Origin of the sequence: Herpetosiphon giganteus (genome assembly GCF_016907925.1) — a bacterium.
In the GTDB taxonomy this organism is placed as follows: Bacteria; Chloroflexota; Chloroflexia; order Chloroflexales; family Herpetosiphonaceae; genus Herpetosiphon; species Herpetosiphon giganteus.
The window spans coordinates 159,704-175,107 of record NZ_JAFBCZ010000002.1 but is presented as its reverse complement, the minus strand read 5'-3'; the positions used below and the strand labels follow the sequence as shown (position 1 = coordinate 175,107).

Genomic DNA, 15,404 nt, shown 5'->3' with positions numbered 1-15,404 from the left:
AATAATGGTTAGATCAGATAGATTACGGTAAAGATCAAGACCCACACCAAGTCGACAAAGTGCCAATACAAACCGCCAAGCTCGACGGCCATATAATTGCCAGCATTGTAGCGCTCAGGGTGGCGAATTGCTGAGACCAGTAATGATGTCAACCAAACAATCCCAACTGCAACGTGGGTTCCGTGGAAGCCCGTTACAAAGAAGAAGGTCGAGCCAAACATCATATTTTTAATTGTCACACCTTCGTGGACAATGTGATAGAACTCGTAAACCTGACCACCCAAAAAGATCAAGCCACATGCGATGGTGGCCCCCAACCAGAAGCGGAAGCGCTTTTGATTGTTGGTTTTGACTCCATCAAGTGCTAACACCATGGTCAAGCTGCTGGTCAGCAAGATGAAGGCCAAAATCGAGGTCAACACATTGTAGCCAAATAGCTCGCGAACGCCTTCAACATTGAGGTTCGTTTTGCTTGATGATGGTGCAACGACCCCGCGCATTGAGAGGTGGGTTACGACCAAGGCTCCGAAGAAAAATACTTCCGAGCCAAGGAATGTCCACATGCCAAGCTTGCGTAAATCGAGGCCTCGCCCAGGATCATTTTTATCAATATCGCGCACGACTGCCTGTGCCATAGGTTCTCCCAGATAACTAAGCCCTGCACCAACATAAAATCGGCGCAGGGCAATTTAGCTTACAGCACCGGATCTTGGGCAATTTCGCCGACCCAGCGATTCATGCCGACAAAGGCAATTGCCAAGGCCACCAAGATAATTGGAATCCCAATCAATGGGGCTGAGGCGAGATTGAGCATGCCATAGGCGAGCACAAACAAGCCAAACGAGAAGATGATTGGGGCAAATGACGGTGGTGGCAAGTGGGGATGAAAATCGTAATTGATCGTCATGCCACGGCCTTCGCCGCTATATTTGTTATCCCACAAGGGGCGACGGCTATGCACAATGTATTCCACATCGAAGTTGTGGGCTGGAGGTGGCGAGGTCGTCGCCCATTCCAGGGTTGCTGCATCCCATGGGTCGTTGCCCGCAGGCGCACCCTTGCGCAAGCTGATGATAAAGTTGACGATAAAGACCAAGGTTGCAAAGGCAATACAAAATGACCCAATCGTTGAGAGCAAGTTGTAGAAATCCCAGCCTTGGTTTTGTTGATACGTCCAGACCCGCCGCGGCATCCCTTGCAACCCAAGCATATGTTGGGGGAAGAAGGTTAAGTTAAAGCCAAGCAACAGAATCCAGAAATGCCATTTGCCAATTCGCTCGCTCATCATCTTGCCAGTGATTTTGGGGAACCAATAATAGGCAGCCCCGAACAAGGCAAAGACAGCGCCACCGAACAGCACATAGTGGAAGTGGGCAACCACAAAGTAGCTATCGGTCACTTGCAAGTCGAATGGGGCAGCCGCCAACGAAACCCCGGAAATCCCGCCGATCACAAACATGGCGATAAAGCCAAGGCTGAACAGCATCGGAGTTTTGAAGCGCAACTCGCCACGCCACAAGGTTGCCAGCCAGTTGAAGATTTTGACCCCGGTCGGAACCGAAATCAGCATCGAAGCAGCAGCAAAGAAGGTGTCGGCAATTACGCCCAAGTTGGTAGCAAACATGTGGTGAGCCCACACGGTGAAGCCCAACACGCCGATTGCAACGCCTGAGTAAGCCACAAACTCGTAGCCGAAAATTGGCTTGCGTGAGAAGACTGGCAACATTTCTGAAACTACACCAAAGGCGGGCAGAATCATAATGTACACTTCGGGGTGACCAAAGAACCAGAACAAGTGTTGCCACAAGAGTGGGTCGCCACCAGCAGCAGGCAAGAAGAAGTTGGTGCCAAAGTTGCGATCAAAGAACAGCAACGTGATCCCAACGGTGATGCTTGGCAGGGCGAAAATCAACAAGAATGAGGTAACGAAGCTCATCCAGACGAACAACGGCATCCGATTAAAGCGCATGCCTGGTGCTCGTAGCCTGATGATTGTTACGATGATATTGACCGAGCCAGCTAGCGAGGAAACCCCCAACAGCTGCAAGCCCAAGACCCAATAATCCATCCCTCGGGTGACCGAGTAGGTGGTTGAGGTCAATGGAGCATAGGCAAACCAGCCAGCATCGGGAGCGCCGCCACCGAAGACAAAACTGGAATACATGACGATCCCGCCGAACAGCAAGAGCCAATAGCTCATGGCGTTCATACGCGGGTAGGCCATATCGCCTGCGCCAATCATCAGCGGCACGAAATAGTTCATAAACCCAGCGTTAACTGGCATAATTGCCATAAACACCATGGTTGTGCCGTGCATCGTAAAGACTTGGTTATAGGCTTCTGGGGTCAGAATCGCATTTTGCGATGAACCAAGTTGCAAACGAATGAGCAATGCCTCAAGCCCGCCGATTACAAAGAACAAAAAGGCAGTCACTGCATACATGATGCCAATTTTTTTGTGGTCGACGGTGGTGATCCATTCCAACCAACCCCGCCGTTGTTTGGCTGGGGCATGGTGGAGGGTACTTACGTCAGTAGCCATGCGGCCCTCCTACTGCTGACCTTTAACACTGGTGCCTGGATTGAGGCTTTCCAGATAATCGACCAACTCATTAATTTCGGCTTCGGTCAGGGTATCGGCCTTGATGGCGGTGGTCATAATGTTGCCACGCTTGACTGCATCAGGGTCGTCTAACCATGCATAAAGATGTTCGCGGGTATTATCGACGGTGCCAGCGGCAATCGTCATCCGGCCACCAAAGTGGGTCAAATCGGGGCCGGTAATCCCAGCGGAGTTGGTGCCACGCACCGCGTGACAACCAATACAATTTTTGGTAAACGATTCAGGCAAGGTGGTATTAACCGCCACTTGGCTTTGCTCGGTTGACCATTTTTGGAAGTCGGCAGGGCTGGCCACAACGACCCGCATTTTCATGTAGGCATGTTGGCCGCCACAGTATTCGGCGCATTGGCCCCAGAATACGCCAGGCGCACCATCGGCCACATCATCGGCCTTGAACCACAAGCCGCTTTCGCGATTGGGCATCACGTCGCGCTTACCTGCAAGCCCAGGAATCCAGAAGTCGTGGATTACGTCAACTGAGGTCATTTTAACGTCGATATAGCTTCCTGAAGGAATCCATAACTCGTTAGCAGTGACCAACGGCTTACCGCTCGCATCCTTAATATCAGGATACTGGAATTCCCACCACCACTGATGGCCGATAACCTTGACATTCAAGGTATTACCGGCAGCTTCGTCTGGCATAAACTCGATTTTGCGAATCGTGTCGAAGGTAAAGACGAAAATAACAATCGCGATAATTGCTGGCACGATTGTCCAAGCAATTTCAACCTTCGTATTGCCATGAATCTGTGTGGGAACCTGCGAACTATCCTTTTGTCGATACTTGATGATCGAAACGATCAACCAGGTTTGTACGATCAAAAAGACCACAACGCCCAACCAAAACAACAATTCCGAGAGATTGTAAATTGCGCGGGTGCTCTCGCTTGCTGGGTTCAGGGTCGTTTGAGGGGTCTTTTGACCGCACGCTGCCAGCACAACGCTTCCAAGCAACAGGGTTGCCGTAGGGCGCAGCAGAGCCTTGGCAGGCGAACGATTGGGCATCCATGCCTCCTTGCTAAGACCGTGTTCTCCAAATCGTGGTTGGCACCGCGAACATCCGCCACCAAGCCGAACGATTGGCCTTTCCACTACTACTAAATCAGAGTCAACTCCACTCAAACCGCCCACGCGCAATCTCGTGGTGGCATGAACTTGGAGTTGGGGGAGTTACTGGTTCGCTATCACCCCAATTGTACACTGTTATCAAAAAGTCTCAAGTTGACATATGGATAGGTACAGGGCTGCGATTTGGTCGCTAACTGGGATAGTATCAAATCTTGCTAGCGCTGTCTAAATATTTTGCGCGCAATTTTTGGCCCAATCGTAGCCACTAGCCCACGAAGGCTATTTTTTAGCCACGAATTGCACGAATTCCACGAATTAAGTTCTAATAGCCCATAGCCTTATACTTTTTGACTTCATCCCTCATCCCTCATCCCTCATCCTTCATCCCTCATCCTTCATCCTTCATCCTTCATCCTTCATCCTTCATCCTTCATCCTCCCTTCCGTCCCTCCGCTGGAGGGAAACGCCGGGGGTTTTCATCCCCCAGCACCCCCTAATGTTTATCTGCTGGATTGTGTGTATGTTTCTATTTCCCCTTCGTGCTCTTCGTGTCCTTCGCGGTTCCTTACCCAACCCTTGTTCTACAAATACCGATTGTTTAGCCACCGGTGTTTTTGACTTTTGATTTCTGCTGCCTTAACCCGTTAAACTACGGTTAAAAATAGTACTTTGGCACTAGCGTACTAGCTCTTGAAGTTCTACGAGCTTGCATCTATCATTCAGGCATAATTCGTTACTACCGAGCTTGATATTTTTCCAGCGCAGAATGAGGTTTGTCATGACAAACGCTGTTTTATCGTTGCCTGTTTTTCATGCAACCGAAGGGCTGGGCGCATTTCTGGGCGATTTGCGTTCATGGGTTTTTCGCTCCAAAAATCGGGCTGCCCGCCATTTTGGGCTGGCACATACCACGATCATGCGCTATGAAAATGATCAAATACTGTGCCCACTAGGCTATATCGCCGCCCTCGCGCAACTGGTGATCGATCAGTTGGATTTACCGCCTTACCAGCGGGGCCTGGCTGAACAGCAGTTGTTGGCAACGATTCAGTTTGCCCTGAACGAGTATGCAATTGATTTCACGCCGCTGGCAACGTGGCAGGCCTTGCAACAGTTGGCAAGCGCCTATCTGGCCGAGGTGCAGCAGCAAAAGCAGGATCAAGCCAAAACTGGGCCGTTGATGGGGGTCTTGCACGATTGGGGCGATGCTCCCGATGTGCAAAATTTTGTTGGGCGCGAGGATGAAACTGCGACCTTGGTGAAGTGGCTGCAACTTGATCGCTGCCGCTTGGTGGCAATTATCGGGCTGGGCGGCATGGGCAAAACCAGCCTTGCCACACGGGTTGCCCAACAAGCCCAAGATGATTTTAAAGTGCTTGTTTGGCGTTCGTTGCAACAAGGCCAACAGGCAAATGATTTTCTGCTGGAATGCTTACATCGGATTATTCCCAGCCCCAATTCGGCATATCCGGCACAATTTGAGCAGCGTTTAAGTGTCTTGATTGATTATTTGCGTACCACCCGCTGCCTATTGATTCTCGATAATATTGAGGCCATTTTGCAGCCCAATTATCCCGCTGGGCGCTATCGCGAAGGCTACGAGCAATATGCCCAACTGTTTCAAGCCATCAGCGAGCGCGCCCACGAAAGCTGTTTGATTGTGACCAGCCGCGAAAAACCCTATGAGTTCAATCGGCTCGAAGGTGTGCACACCCGCTCAATGGTGCTCACTGGCTTGATCCGCGATGATGCCCAAATGTTGCTTGATAATCAGGAGCTGTATGGCACGCCGCAACTTTGGCAAGAACTGATTAAGCATTACACGGGCAATCCGTTGGCCTTAAAATTGGTTGCCCAAGTGATCAAAACGATGTTTTTTGGCCAAATTGCCGAGTTTTTGCAGCACGAAGAGCTAATTTTTGGCGATGTTCGTACAATCTTAGCCCAGCAGTTCGAGCGTTTATCCGACCAAGAACAGGAATTATTGTATTGGCTGGCAATCGAACGTCATACCGTCAAATTGGCCGAACTCAAGCACGATTTGGTGCGCTCAAAATATCAACATATGTTGCTCGAAACCCTTGAATCGTTGCTGCGCCGCTCGCTCGTCGAGCGCCACCAAGATGGCTTTATGCTGCACAACGTGGTGCTCGAATACACCACCGACCGCTTGATCGACCAGATTGCCCAAGAATTGCTTGATGGAACGCAGGGTTTGCTCTATCGCCATGCGCTGATTAAAGCCAATAGCCTCGATAGCATTCGCGAGCACCAAAGTCGGGCTATTTTGCGGCCCTTGCTGCACCGAATTTTTGTTGAGCTTGGCCAAGAGCGCTTGTTGACGACGCTGCGCCAACTGCTGCAAACGATGCAAGCCTTGAGCGCCTTGGAAATGGGCTATGCACCAGGCAATATTTTTAATTTATTGGTTGAACTCAAGGCCGATCTTAGCCAATTTGATTTTCGACATAAACCGTTGTGGCATGCCAATCTGCGCGGCCTCACGCCCAAACATCTCGATTTGAGCTATAGCGACCTTTCGCGCACGGTGTTTAGCGAGCAATTTGGCCCATTAATTGCCCTCGCCCGCGATCCGGCTGATCGGTTTTTGGCGGTCGCTACTGCCGATGATGAGTTAATCGTTTGGCATAGCTTGGAGCTGCGCAAGCTTTGGCACCTGCCAAGCAACCACGATGGCGTGCGCACGCTGAGTTTTAGCAGCGATGGCCGCTTTCTCATTAGCGCTGGCAACGACGGCATAATTCGCTTGTGGGAAGCGAGCCAAGGCCATAATCCGCGCATGTTTGTTGGCCACACCCAGCCAGTGATTGGCGTGGTGGTTGCACCGCAATCGCAACGGCTGATTAGCGCCAGCAGCGATGGTGAGTTGCGGGTGTGGGATCGACTGAGTGGCAAATGTTTGCAGACGATCAATGCGCATAGCGGCGGCATCAGCAGCATTCAATTGAGCGCCGATGGCCAACTTTTGGCAACCGCTGGGATTGATCGCCAAATCAAGCTCTGGCATGGGCAGCATTTGCGCTATCAAAGCACGTTAACGACTCATCACGAGCCAATTCAGCTGTTGGCATTCAGCCCTGATGCTACAATTTTAGCGGGCACTGGGCTTGATGGCGATGTGTATCTGTGGGATCTTCAGGATAATCAGTTAATCACCAGCCTCGCCAACGAAGATCGGGTCTTTGATTTGCAATTCAGCCCTGATGGAGCCAATTTGGCCACTGCTGGCATCGATCAATGTATTCGGGTTTGGCAGGTCCAAACCGTCCATCTGACCCATATGTTGTATGGGCATCAGCATTGGGTGCGGGCGTTGCGCTACAGTCGCGATGGTTCGCGGCTCTATTCGGTGAGCAGCGATCAAAGCCTGCGCATTTGGGAGCAAGCCAGCGGGCGCTTAATTCATACCCTGCAAGGCTATCGCGGCGGTGTTCGCAGCCTCGCATTAAGCCTAAATAACGATTTATTGTTTAGTTCCAGCGAAGCGCAAGCTGTTGCATTATGGCAACTAACTGAGCCATATTATCGGCTCAATTTACCACCAGAAACCAATAATGGGCGTGAATTGGCCTATCATCAAGCCAGCCACAGTTTGGCGTTGAGCAAAGAGCAGCTGATTCAAATTTGGGATTGTCAGCGCCTGCAATTGACCACAATTTTAACTGGCCATCACGGCTTAATTCGGGCGCTTAGTTTTCGGCCCGATGGCAGTATGCTCGCCAGTTGTAGCGAAGATCATACGGTGCATATTTGGTCGCTACCCTATGGCCACATTAGCCATGTTTTTGATTGCCACGATGATTTGGTAACAACCCTTGAGTGGAGCCACAATGGCAATTTGTTGGCAACCGGCAGCGCTGACCATACCATTCGCATTTGGGGCGTTAACGAACACAGTTGTGTGGGCTTATTGGCAGGCCATAGTGCCAGCATCATCGGCCTTAGTTTTAGCCCCGACCAACGCCAACTTGTCAGTGCGGCAGCCGATCAACAGGTACGCATTTGGGATCTCAGCACCGAGCAATATGAGATTATCGCCTTGCATAAACCAGGCTTGCTCAAAAAAGTCCAGTGGTCGGCGGATGGGCGCTGGATTGTGATTACAGCTGGTTCGTTGGCCTTGATTTGGGATTGGCAGAAGCGCCAAATAGTCCAGCGGTTTGAGCATCTGGCAGCCTTGGATAGTGCGTATCTGAGCGCCGATAGTCACATGTTAATCACTGGCGATCAGCAAGGCACGATTACCATTTGGGATTTAACCACAGGCAAATTGCGCAAACGGCTGCATGGCGACCACCCCTATCAAGGGCTTAGCATCAAGCAAGCAACTGGCCTCAATCCAGCAGAACAAGCGAGTTTGCTCAATCTAGGCGCAGTGATTAAGTAGTTGTGCCCTCACCCCCCAGCCTTTCAAGGGTAGGTTTTTAAAAAAGCGTGGTGGTCAAACATTCCCTCACCCCCCGGCCCCCTCTCCCACGAAAACGCGGGCGAGGGGGAGCCGACCTTGTTGCCCAACGAATTGTCCAAGAGGCACACCATGAAAAGCCTCTCGCCCGTAGGACGGGCGAGGGGTTAGGGTGAGGGGTTCTTACAACCAAGGCATGTTCTGGTACAATCGGCGACGTTGCAAAAAATGAATTTGATTCATGAAAGGAACGGTCGATGCCGAATTATCTCTATGATCTCGAAGCCCAAGAGCTAGTCAACGGCGATTGGGCTTTGCTGATTCATTGCGAGGCGGCGTATGCCCAGCTTGTGAACATTGCGACCCCAAACTTCACTATCGAACGGCGCTTTGATGCGACTGGCTACGCGGCGGTGACGATTCCGCGCCAGCTTTTTCATGGCATCAAGGCTTGCGATTTAGAGATTCAGATTCAGCCCAAAAGCCAGTTGTGACGGTTTTTGTCACATGTTCAGGCTATACTTGGCTTACGTTAACGACCTCTATGAATTGATCAGATCAACATAATAACGCTTGCGATTAAGCTTAAATGTAGTATAATTAGCACAGATGTTTCATCACAGACACAGTACGTTTGAACGAGTAGAAAGCTTTGGTGATAGCCATGAATAATCGCGCAATTGCCCAAATTCTGTTTAATATTGCCACGCTGCTGAAGCGCCAGAACGCCAATCCCTATCGAGTGCGGCGCTATGGCGAAATAGCGCGGGCAATCCTCCGTCTGCGGCATTCGCTCTCCGAACGCGCCTTAGCAGGCAAGCCGTTAGGTCTCAACAAACTTGGGGCCAGCCTCACCCGCAAGATCACGGTGCTTGCAGCTCAAGGCCAATTGGATTTCTACGAAGATCTGTGTGCCTTGCTGCCACCCAGCCAACAACGCTTGCTCAAAATTGCTGGCATTGGGCCAATTTTGGCCGAACGCATCAGCCAAGAACTGGGCGAGATTGAGCTTTCGGCCTTGTTGCGCGAAGCAGCCTACCAACGGCTGACCGCAATTTGGGGCGTAGGCCCGCAACGCGCCGACCTAATTGTTTCGAACATGTTTCCCGACGATCCACCACCACCAGCCAATGCGGCCCACAGCGCTCGAAGCAGCAACATCATCTATACCCAACCAACCTTATGGGAGTATGGGCAAAAAGCCGCCTAGGAGGATGCATGACCCGAACTGCCACCCAAGCCGAGCAGCCAGCCCAAGAAGAATGGCTGCTCGACGAGGCAAGTTTGCTTGATGCAAGCCTGCTTGACGAACCAGATGAGGATTTGCCAGAAGTTGATGCCAGTTTGCAGGGCGGATTCAAAGCCAAATTGCAATTTGCCCCGCGCCCCTATCAAACCGAGGCTGTCGCAGCTTGGACAGCCAACGAAGGGCGTGGGGTGATTGTGCTGCCAACCGGCGCTGGCAAAACGATCACCGCAATGTTGGCAATTGCCAAGTTAGGTCTGCGCACGCTGATCGTCGTGCCCACGATTGAATTGCTCTACCAATGGCGCGACACCGTGATCCAAACCTTGGCGCTCGATCCCAAATTTGTCGGCGTAGTTGGCGATGGCCAGCGCGAATGGCGGCCAATCACCGTCATCACCTATGCTTCGGCAGCCATGCCCGATGCGCCACTTGAGAATTTGGGCTTGCTAATTTGTGATGAAGTGCATCATTTGCCTTCACCTGCCTATAGCACAATTGCCTTGCGTAGCCGCACACCCTATCGCTTGGGTTTGACTGCAACGCCCGAACGTAGCGATGGCTCGCATTCAGCACTCGACCGCTTGGTTGGCAAGGTCGTCTATCGACGCGCACCCAACGATTTGGCCGAAGAAGGCCATATTGCCAAGTTCCGCGAAAAACGCATTTTGGTCGATCTAACCGCCGATGAATTGGTGCGCTATGAAACCTTGATGACTACATGGCGCTGGTTTTTGGCCAAGCATCGGCATAAATTGGCTAGCGGTGGTGATTTCTTTGGCGAGCTAATTCGGCGCTCTGGTAGCGATCCTCAAGCCCGCAATGCCTTACAAGCGCAGCATCAAGCGCGCATGATTGCGCTCAACGCCGAGAAAAAGCTTGAACATGTTGGCCAATTGCTCAGCCAACATCCCAACGATAAAGTCATTATCTTTTCTGAATACAACGCCTTGGTCAACACCATCAGTCGTCAGTTTGCCATCCCCAGCATTACCTATCGCACGGCAGCCGACGAACGCAAGGCAATTTTGGATGGCTTTCGGTCTGGACGCTATTCTAAGTTGGTCACGGGGCGGGTGCTGAACGAGGGCGTTGATGTGCCCGATGCCAACGTGGCAATTGTGGTCAGCGGTTCGGCCACTGCTCGCGAATATATTCAACGCTTGGGGCGGGTCTTGCGCAAAAAGCCTGATGAAGCCTTGCTCTACGAGTTGGTTACCCGCAATACAAGCGAAGTTCAAACCGCGCGCCGCCGCAAAAAAGCCGTGGCCGCGCATAATCAGCAGAGCAATAGTTAAGGATGAAGGATGAGGGATGAGGGATGAGGGATGAAGGCTCATGATAAGGGATTAGGATTTAACGCAGCGGCGCAGAGTAGCGAAGGATGAAGATGAGGGATGAGGGATGAAGCGTAAGGCTTTGGAAATAGAAACCTTCGTGTTCTTCGTGTTCTTCGCGGTTATAGCCCTTCGTGCTCTTCGTGTTCTTCGTGGATCAAATTCTTAATGCAGAGGGGCAGAGGAACCGATGGCTATGGGCTATAGGCTTTGGGCTAAGAGGAACAGAATCACAATAATCTGTGCAATCTGTGGCTAAAAACTTTATAGCTTTGGGCTATCGGAATATTCTTCGTGGAATTCGTGCAATTCGTGGCGAAAAAACGGCTCTTCGCGTCCTTCGCGGTTACAGCCCTTCGTGCTCTTCGTGTCCTTCGTGGATCAATTAGCTTAGTCTTTGCAGTATTGGAATACTTATGTCATTTACACCAGCCGATTTCAAATATACCAGCCGCAATGGCGAGCTTGGCCGCCAACTCTACCCGCACCAATTGCGTGATGATCGCTATTTGGCGGCGATTGAGTATGCGATTGGCTACTACGAGCAGATGCTTGGACGGGCACGGCGCGAATTTGAAGCCGCCACCTTGCTGGAGTTTTTCGGCGATCCCAAGTTGGCGCGCGGCTTGGTGGCATGTTTAAGCCAAACCTATCGTTGGCATCAGCCTCAAATCGCCGAAGTGCTCGATCAAGCTACGTATCAACAATTAGCTGAACGCGGCTTGCGCAATCCGGCTGATTTTCGGGCCTTGCTGTATGCTCACGCCAATCAAAGCACTGGCTTCATTTTGCCCAGCGAGCGTTGGCCCGCGGTCAACCAACTGGCTAACGAGGTCGGATTAACCGCCAGCCAATTTGAGCGCGTGCTCTACCTTGATGATGAGCAAGAAGCCTTGTTGGTGCGCAGCGCCGAACGCCCAGAGCCAAGCGCAATTGTGGCTTTATACAATTTTCATTCGCTCGAAACAGGCTTGCGCAATTGCCGCTCGCTGCAATTACGGCTTGATGGCGATATTAATGCCTTGGCAGTTTCGGCACATAATTTGGCGCAGCGCTATAATCTGCGCTATGAATTAAGCGAGCCAGAAGATTGCATGGCCACCTTTGTGCTGCTCACCTTGCATGGAGCCAAAGATGCGCTCGGCAATTGGACGCGCACTGGGCGGCGGATTGCGCGCTGTGCGTTGCGCTTACTGGCAGCCCATCCCAACACCGCCAGCGAAGGCTTGATTCAGGTGCATATGCAGGGCAAAAATAGCCTCGTTAAGCTTGCGAAGCGCGAATTAACCGTACTTGGTGGCACAGCTCGCTATCAACATGACACCAGCGGCGATAGCTGGGAAACCACGCTCGAACAACAATTTAGCCAAGCCTGGAGTCGCTTTGTGAGCAAAGGCCAAAATGCAGGCTGGCGGATTCGCCGCGATCCGGTGCCATTTAGCTTGGCTCATCGTTTATTAGTGCCCGATTTTATTGCCCAACGTGGCAGCGAGCGGATTCCAATCTTCGTGCCTGCCACCGAAGCCATGGCGGCGAGTTTGGCGCAACGCTTGGTTGGCCAGCCCAAAGTTTTGGTTGTGGTGGCAAAAAGCTATCAAAGCCTGTTACGCAATTGCCAAGTTGCCAAAGTGGTCTATCAAACTACGCCCGATATGCAGGCAGTTTTGGCTCAACTCGAACAGCTTGCCCCAGCCCAACAGCCAGCCGATCGCTGGAGCCGTTTGGCAGTACGCTTCGATCAAGCGGGCTTTGTGGCCGAAGCCGAGCTTTTGGCAATTTTGGAGTGTCGCAATGCGGTAGAAATTGGCTTAGCGCTGCGTGGTTGGCGCGAAGGCACAGCCCAGTATGTGCCAAATCTTGGCCTGTTTACGCCGCAAAAGTTGCGTGAATTGGGTAGTATGCTTGGCAAAGCCGCCTAAAAAATTAAGGTTTGAGCTACTTCTGCTTTCGTCAGTTAAGGCAGAAGTAGCTGCATAATCCACACGTAGAATCATGAATTATCGGCTTGGCTCACGAGTTTTCACCACCCTTCCGTCCTGCCTCAAGGCGGGAAACACAGGGGGTTTTCATCACCCTGTACCCCCTAATAACTATTTTGTGGATTATTATTAGCCAATACTTAAGACCCAAGCTCAATAGAATGTTAAGTGATGAGGATTTATGCTGGCAATCAAACCATTCATTGGCCAACATTGTGAAACAACCACCAATGGCACGTTGCTGTATCAGCAAGGGATTGAGCTTTCGGAGCCGCTGCTATTTGGGCTTGGCGAAGGGCTTGGTTTTATTTTTTGGCATATGAAATCAATGCCAATGCCCTTTATCGGCGGGCGAGTCAAGCCCGACCAACTCACCGATAACCTCGTTAAACATCTCAACCTAAGCATTGAGCGCCAAGAAACTAGCTCTCCAAGCAAAGCATGGGCAATCGTCCAAGGCTGGCTTGATCAAGGTCAAGCGGTTGGCTTGAAGCTCGATTGTTTTTACCTCGAATATTTCAGCAATCCAATTCATTTTGCTGGCCACTACGCCGCAATTTATGGCTACGATCAGCACAACGCCTACTTGGTCGATACCCAACAACAAGGCAGCAAGGTTCAAACATCGTTGCAAAGTTTGGCTCAAGCCCGCAATGCCAAAGGCTCGATGGCCTCGAAAAATCTGGCCTATACGCTCAAGCGCGGCGCTGAGTATGATTTGGCCCAAGCAGTGCGCCAAGCAATTCGCAATAATGCCCAAGCCTATCTCAACCCGCCAATTACCAACGTGAACTACAAAGGGATTCGCAAGGCCAGCGCTGCTTTGCAATCGTGGTTTGAGTCGTCGGCGAATGTTGAGTACGATTTTTGCACTACGGCAATGCTGATGGAACGCGCCGGCACTGGCGGCTCGCTCTTTCGCAAACTCTACCGCGATTTTCTGGCCGAGGCGGCAATGATGATCGACTCCGATCAATTACGTCAAGTTGAATCCAGCTTCGCAACGATTGCCGCAAACTGGACGGAAGTAGCTCAATTACTTGATCAAGCAGGCAAACAGCACGAGCTAAAGCCAATTCAAGCGGCAAGCACGCTGATGAACCAAATTGCCGAGCAGGAATATCAAGCAATGCAGCAACTCGCCAGCTTGTAACAGCTTGCATAATCAGCCATGATCGGGCACAATCAGCGGGAGATTGTGCTGTTGCCTCGGAGTTGCTATGAAATATACTGCCACGATTGGGCTGGAAGTTCATGCCCAAATTCTTACCAAATCGAAAATGTTCAGCGGTTGTAACGCGGCCTATGCCAGCGCTCCCGCCAATAGCTGTATCGATGAAGTCAGCATTGGCCTACCTGGCACCTTGCCAGTTGTCAATCAGGAAGCGATTCGCAAAGCTGCCTTGCTTGGTTTGGCGCTCAATTGCGAAATTCCTGAGTATTGCGAGTTTTCGCGCAAATCGTATACCTATCCCGATTTGCCCAAAGCATGGCAAATTACGATGTACGATAAGCCAATTTGTATCAACGGCGAGCTAGAAATTACTCTTGGCAATGGCGAAACCAAGCGCGTCGGCATCACGCGTGCCCACCTTGAAGAAGATACAGGGATGTTGCAACACGGCGATGAAACCCACTCGCTGGTTGATTACAATCGCTCAGGCGTGCCTTTGCTCGAAATTGTCAGCGAGCCAGATATGACCACGCCCGAAGAAGCCCGTTTGTATGCAATCAAATTGCGTCAAATTTTGGTCTTTTTGGGGGTCAACAGCGGCAACCTCGAAGAAGGCGCGTTGCGGGTCGATGCCAACGTTTCAATTCGCCCAGAAGGTCAAAAGGAATTGGGCACCAAGGTCGAGATCAAAAACATGAACTCGTTCCGCAACCTTGAGCGCGCCTTGGTCTATGAATTGGAACGCCAAGAGAAAATCGCCCGCGAAGGCGGCACGATTGTGCAAGAAACGCGTGGTTGGGACGATGCAGCAGGCATCACGCTTAGCCAACGCTCCAAAGAGCATGCCCACGACTATCGCTACTTTCCCGAGCCAGATTTGCCGCCGCTGGAGTTGAGCCGCGAATGGGTTGCTGAGCGCCGCGCTGAGTTGCCAGAATTGCCCGATGCCAAATTTGCCCGCTACATCAGCGAGTTTGGCTTGTCGAAGCAAGATGCAGCCTTGTTGAGCGGCGAACGCGAAACTGCCGATTATTTCGAAACCATCGTGGCCACTGCTGGCGCAAGCAATGCCAAGCCCGTCGCCAACTGGATTACTGGCGAGTTGTTCCGTTTGATCAAAGATGGCGAAGAAACCCTCGCCGAGGTTGCCAAACGCGTTACGCCAGCCAACCTCACCAGCTTGATTGAAGTTGTAGCCAAAGGCGAAATTGGCAGCACGGTTGCCAAACAAGTCTTTGAAGAAATGTACCGATCTGGCGAGGCTCCAACGGAAATCATCAACGCCAAGGGCTTACGCCAAATTAGCGATAGCAGCGTGTTGAGCCAAGCTGCCCGCGATGCGATTGCCGCCAATCCCAAGGTCGTTGCCGATTACAAGAGCGGCAAATTGCCAGCAATCAAGTTCTTGGTCGGCCAAGTGATGCGCGCAACCAAAGGCCAAGCCAATCCCCAAGTGGTCGAGGAAGCGCTCAAAACTGAGCTTGATGCGCTAAACTAAGGTTTGGTTAAATAAGCAACGGGCGGTGCACATGAGATTTGATCATGTGC

General features: G+C 51.5%; 10 protein-coding genes. 7 read left to right on the top strand and 3 right to left on the bottom strand.

Features of this window, described 5'->3' with window-relative positions:
• Positions 1-8 precede the first annotated feature (8 nt).
• From JOD20_RS02260 to coxB, 3 genes are read right to left on the bottom strand one after another with little or no spacing between them, the layout of a single operon-like run.
• On the bottom strand, positions 9-635 hold the full coding sequence (locus tag JOD20_RS02260; protein WP_204753718.1) for a cytochrome c oxidase subunit 3: 627 nt from the start codon (positions 633-635) through the stop codon (positions 9-11).
• Between the two features lie 59 nt (positions 636-694).
• Complete coding sequence (gene ctaD, locus JOD20_RS02255) at positions 695-2,542, bottom strand: cytochrome c oxidase subunit I (RefSeq protein ID WP_204753717.1); 1,848 nt, start codon at positions 2,540-2,542, stop codon at positions 695-697.
• Positions 2,543-2,551: 9 nt separating this feature from the next.
• On the bottom strand, positions 2,552-3,631 hold the full coding sequence (gene coxB, locus JOD20_RS02250; protein WP_204753716.1) for a cytochrome c oxidase subunit II: 1,080 nt from the start codon (positions 3,629-3,631) through the stop codon (positions 2,552-2,554).
• An 841-nt stretch (positions 3,632-4,472) separates the two neighbouring features.
• On the opposite strand from coxB, the gene JOD20_RS02245 reads away from it, so the two are divergent.
• From JOD20_RS02245 to gatB, 7 genes are all read left to right on the top strand, one after another.
• Positions 4,473-8,102, top strand: coding sequence for a WD40 domain-containing protein (locus tag JOD20_RS02245; RefSeq protein ID WP_204753715.1), 3,630 nt, complete (start codon positions 4,473-4,475; stop codon positions 8,100-8,102).
• Between the two features lie 275 nt (positions 8,103-8,377).
• Positions 8,378-8,614, top strand: coding sequence for a hypothetical protein (locus JOD20_RS02240; RefSeq protein ID WP_204753714.1), 237 nt, complete (start codon positions 8,378-8,380; stop codon positions 8,612-8,614).
• Positions 8,615-8,784: 170 nt separating this feature from the next.
• The gene (locus JOD20_RS02235) at positions 8,785-9,330 is read left to right on the top strand and encodes a helix-hairpin-helix domain-containing protein (protein ID WP_204753713.1); all 546 of its coding nucleotides are present in this window, start codon (positions 8,785-8,787) and stop codon (positions 9,328-9,330) included.
• Between the two features lie 8 nt (positions 9,331-9,338).
• Entirely contained in the window at positions 9,339-10,664 is a 1,326-nt protein-coding gene (locus tag JOD20_RS02230; protein WP_204753712.1) for a DEAD/DEAH box helicase, read from the top strand.
• A 455-nt stretch (positions 10,665-11,119) separates the two neighbouring features.
• Positions 11,120-12,622, top strand: a complete 1,503-nt coding sequence (locus JOD20_RS02225) for a DUF790 family protein (RefSeq protein ID WP_204753711.1) — start codon at positions 11,120-11,122, stop codon at positions 12,620-12,622.
• A 241-nt stretch (positions 12,623-12,863) separates the two neighbouring features.
• Entirely contained in the window at positions 12,864-13,835 is a 972-nt protein-coding gene (locus JOD20_RS02220; protein WP_204753710.1) for a BtrH N-terminal domain-containing protein, read from the top strand.
• Between the two features lie 67 nt (positions 13,836-13,902).
• The gene (gene gatB / locus JOD20_RS02215) at positions 13,903-15,354 is read left to right on the top strand and encodes an Asp-tRNA(Asn)/Glu-tRNA(Gln) amidotransferase subunit GatB (RefSeq protein ID WP_204753709.1); all 1,452 of its coding nucleotides are present in this window, start codon (positions 13,903-13,905) and stop codon (positions 15,352-15,354) included.
• Positions 15,355-15,404 lie beyond the last annotated feature (50 nt).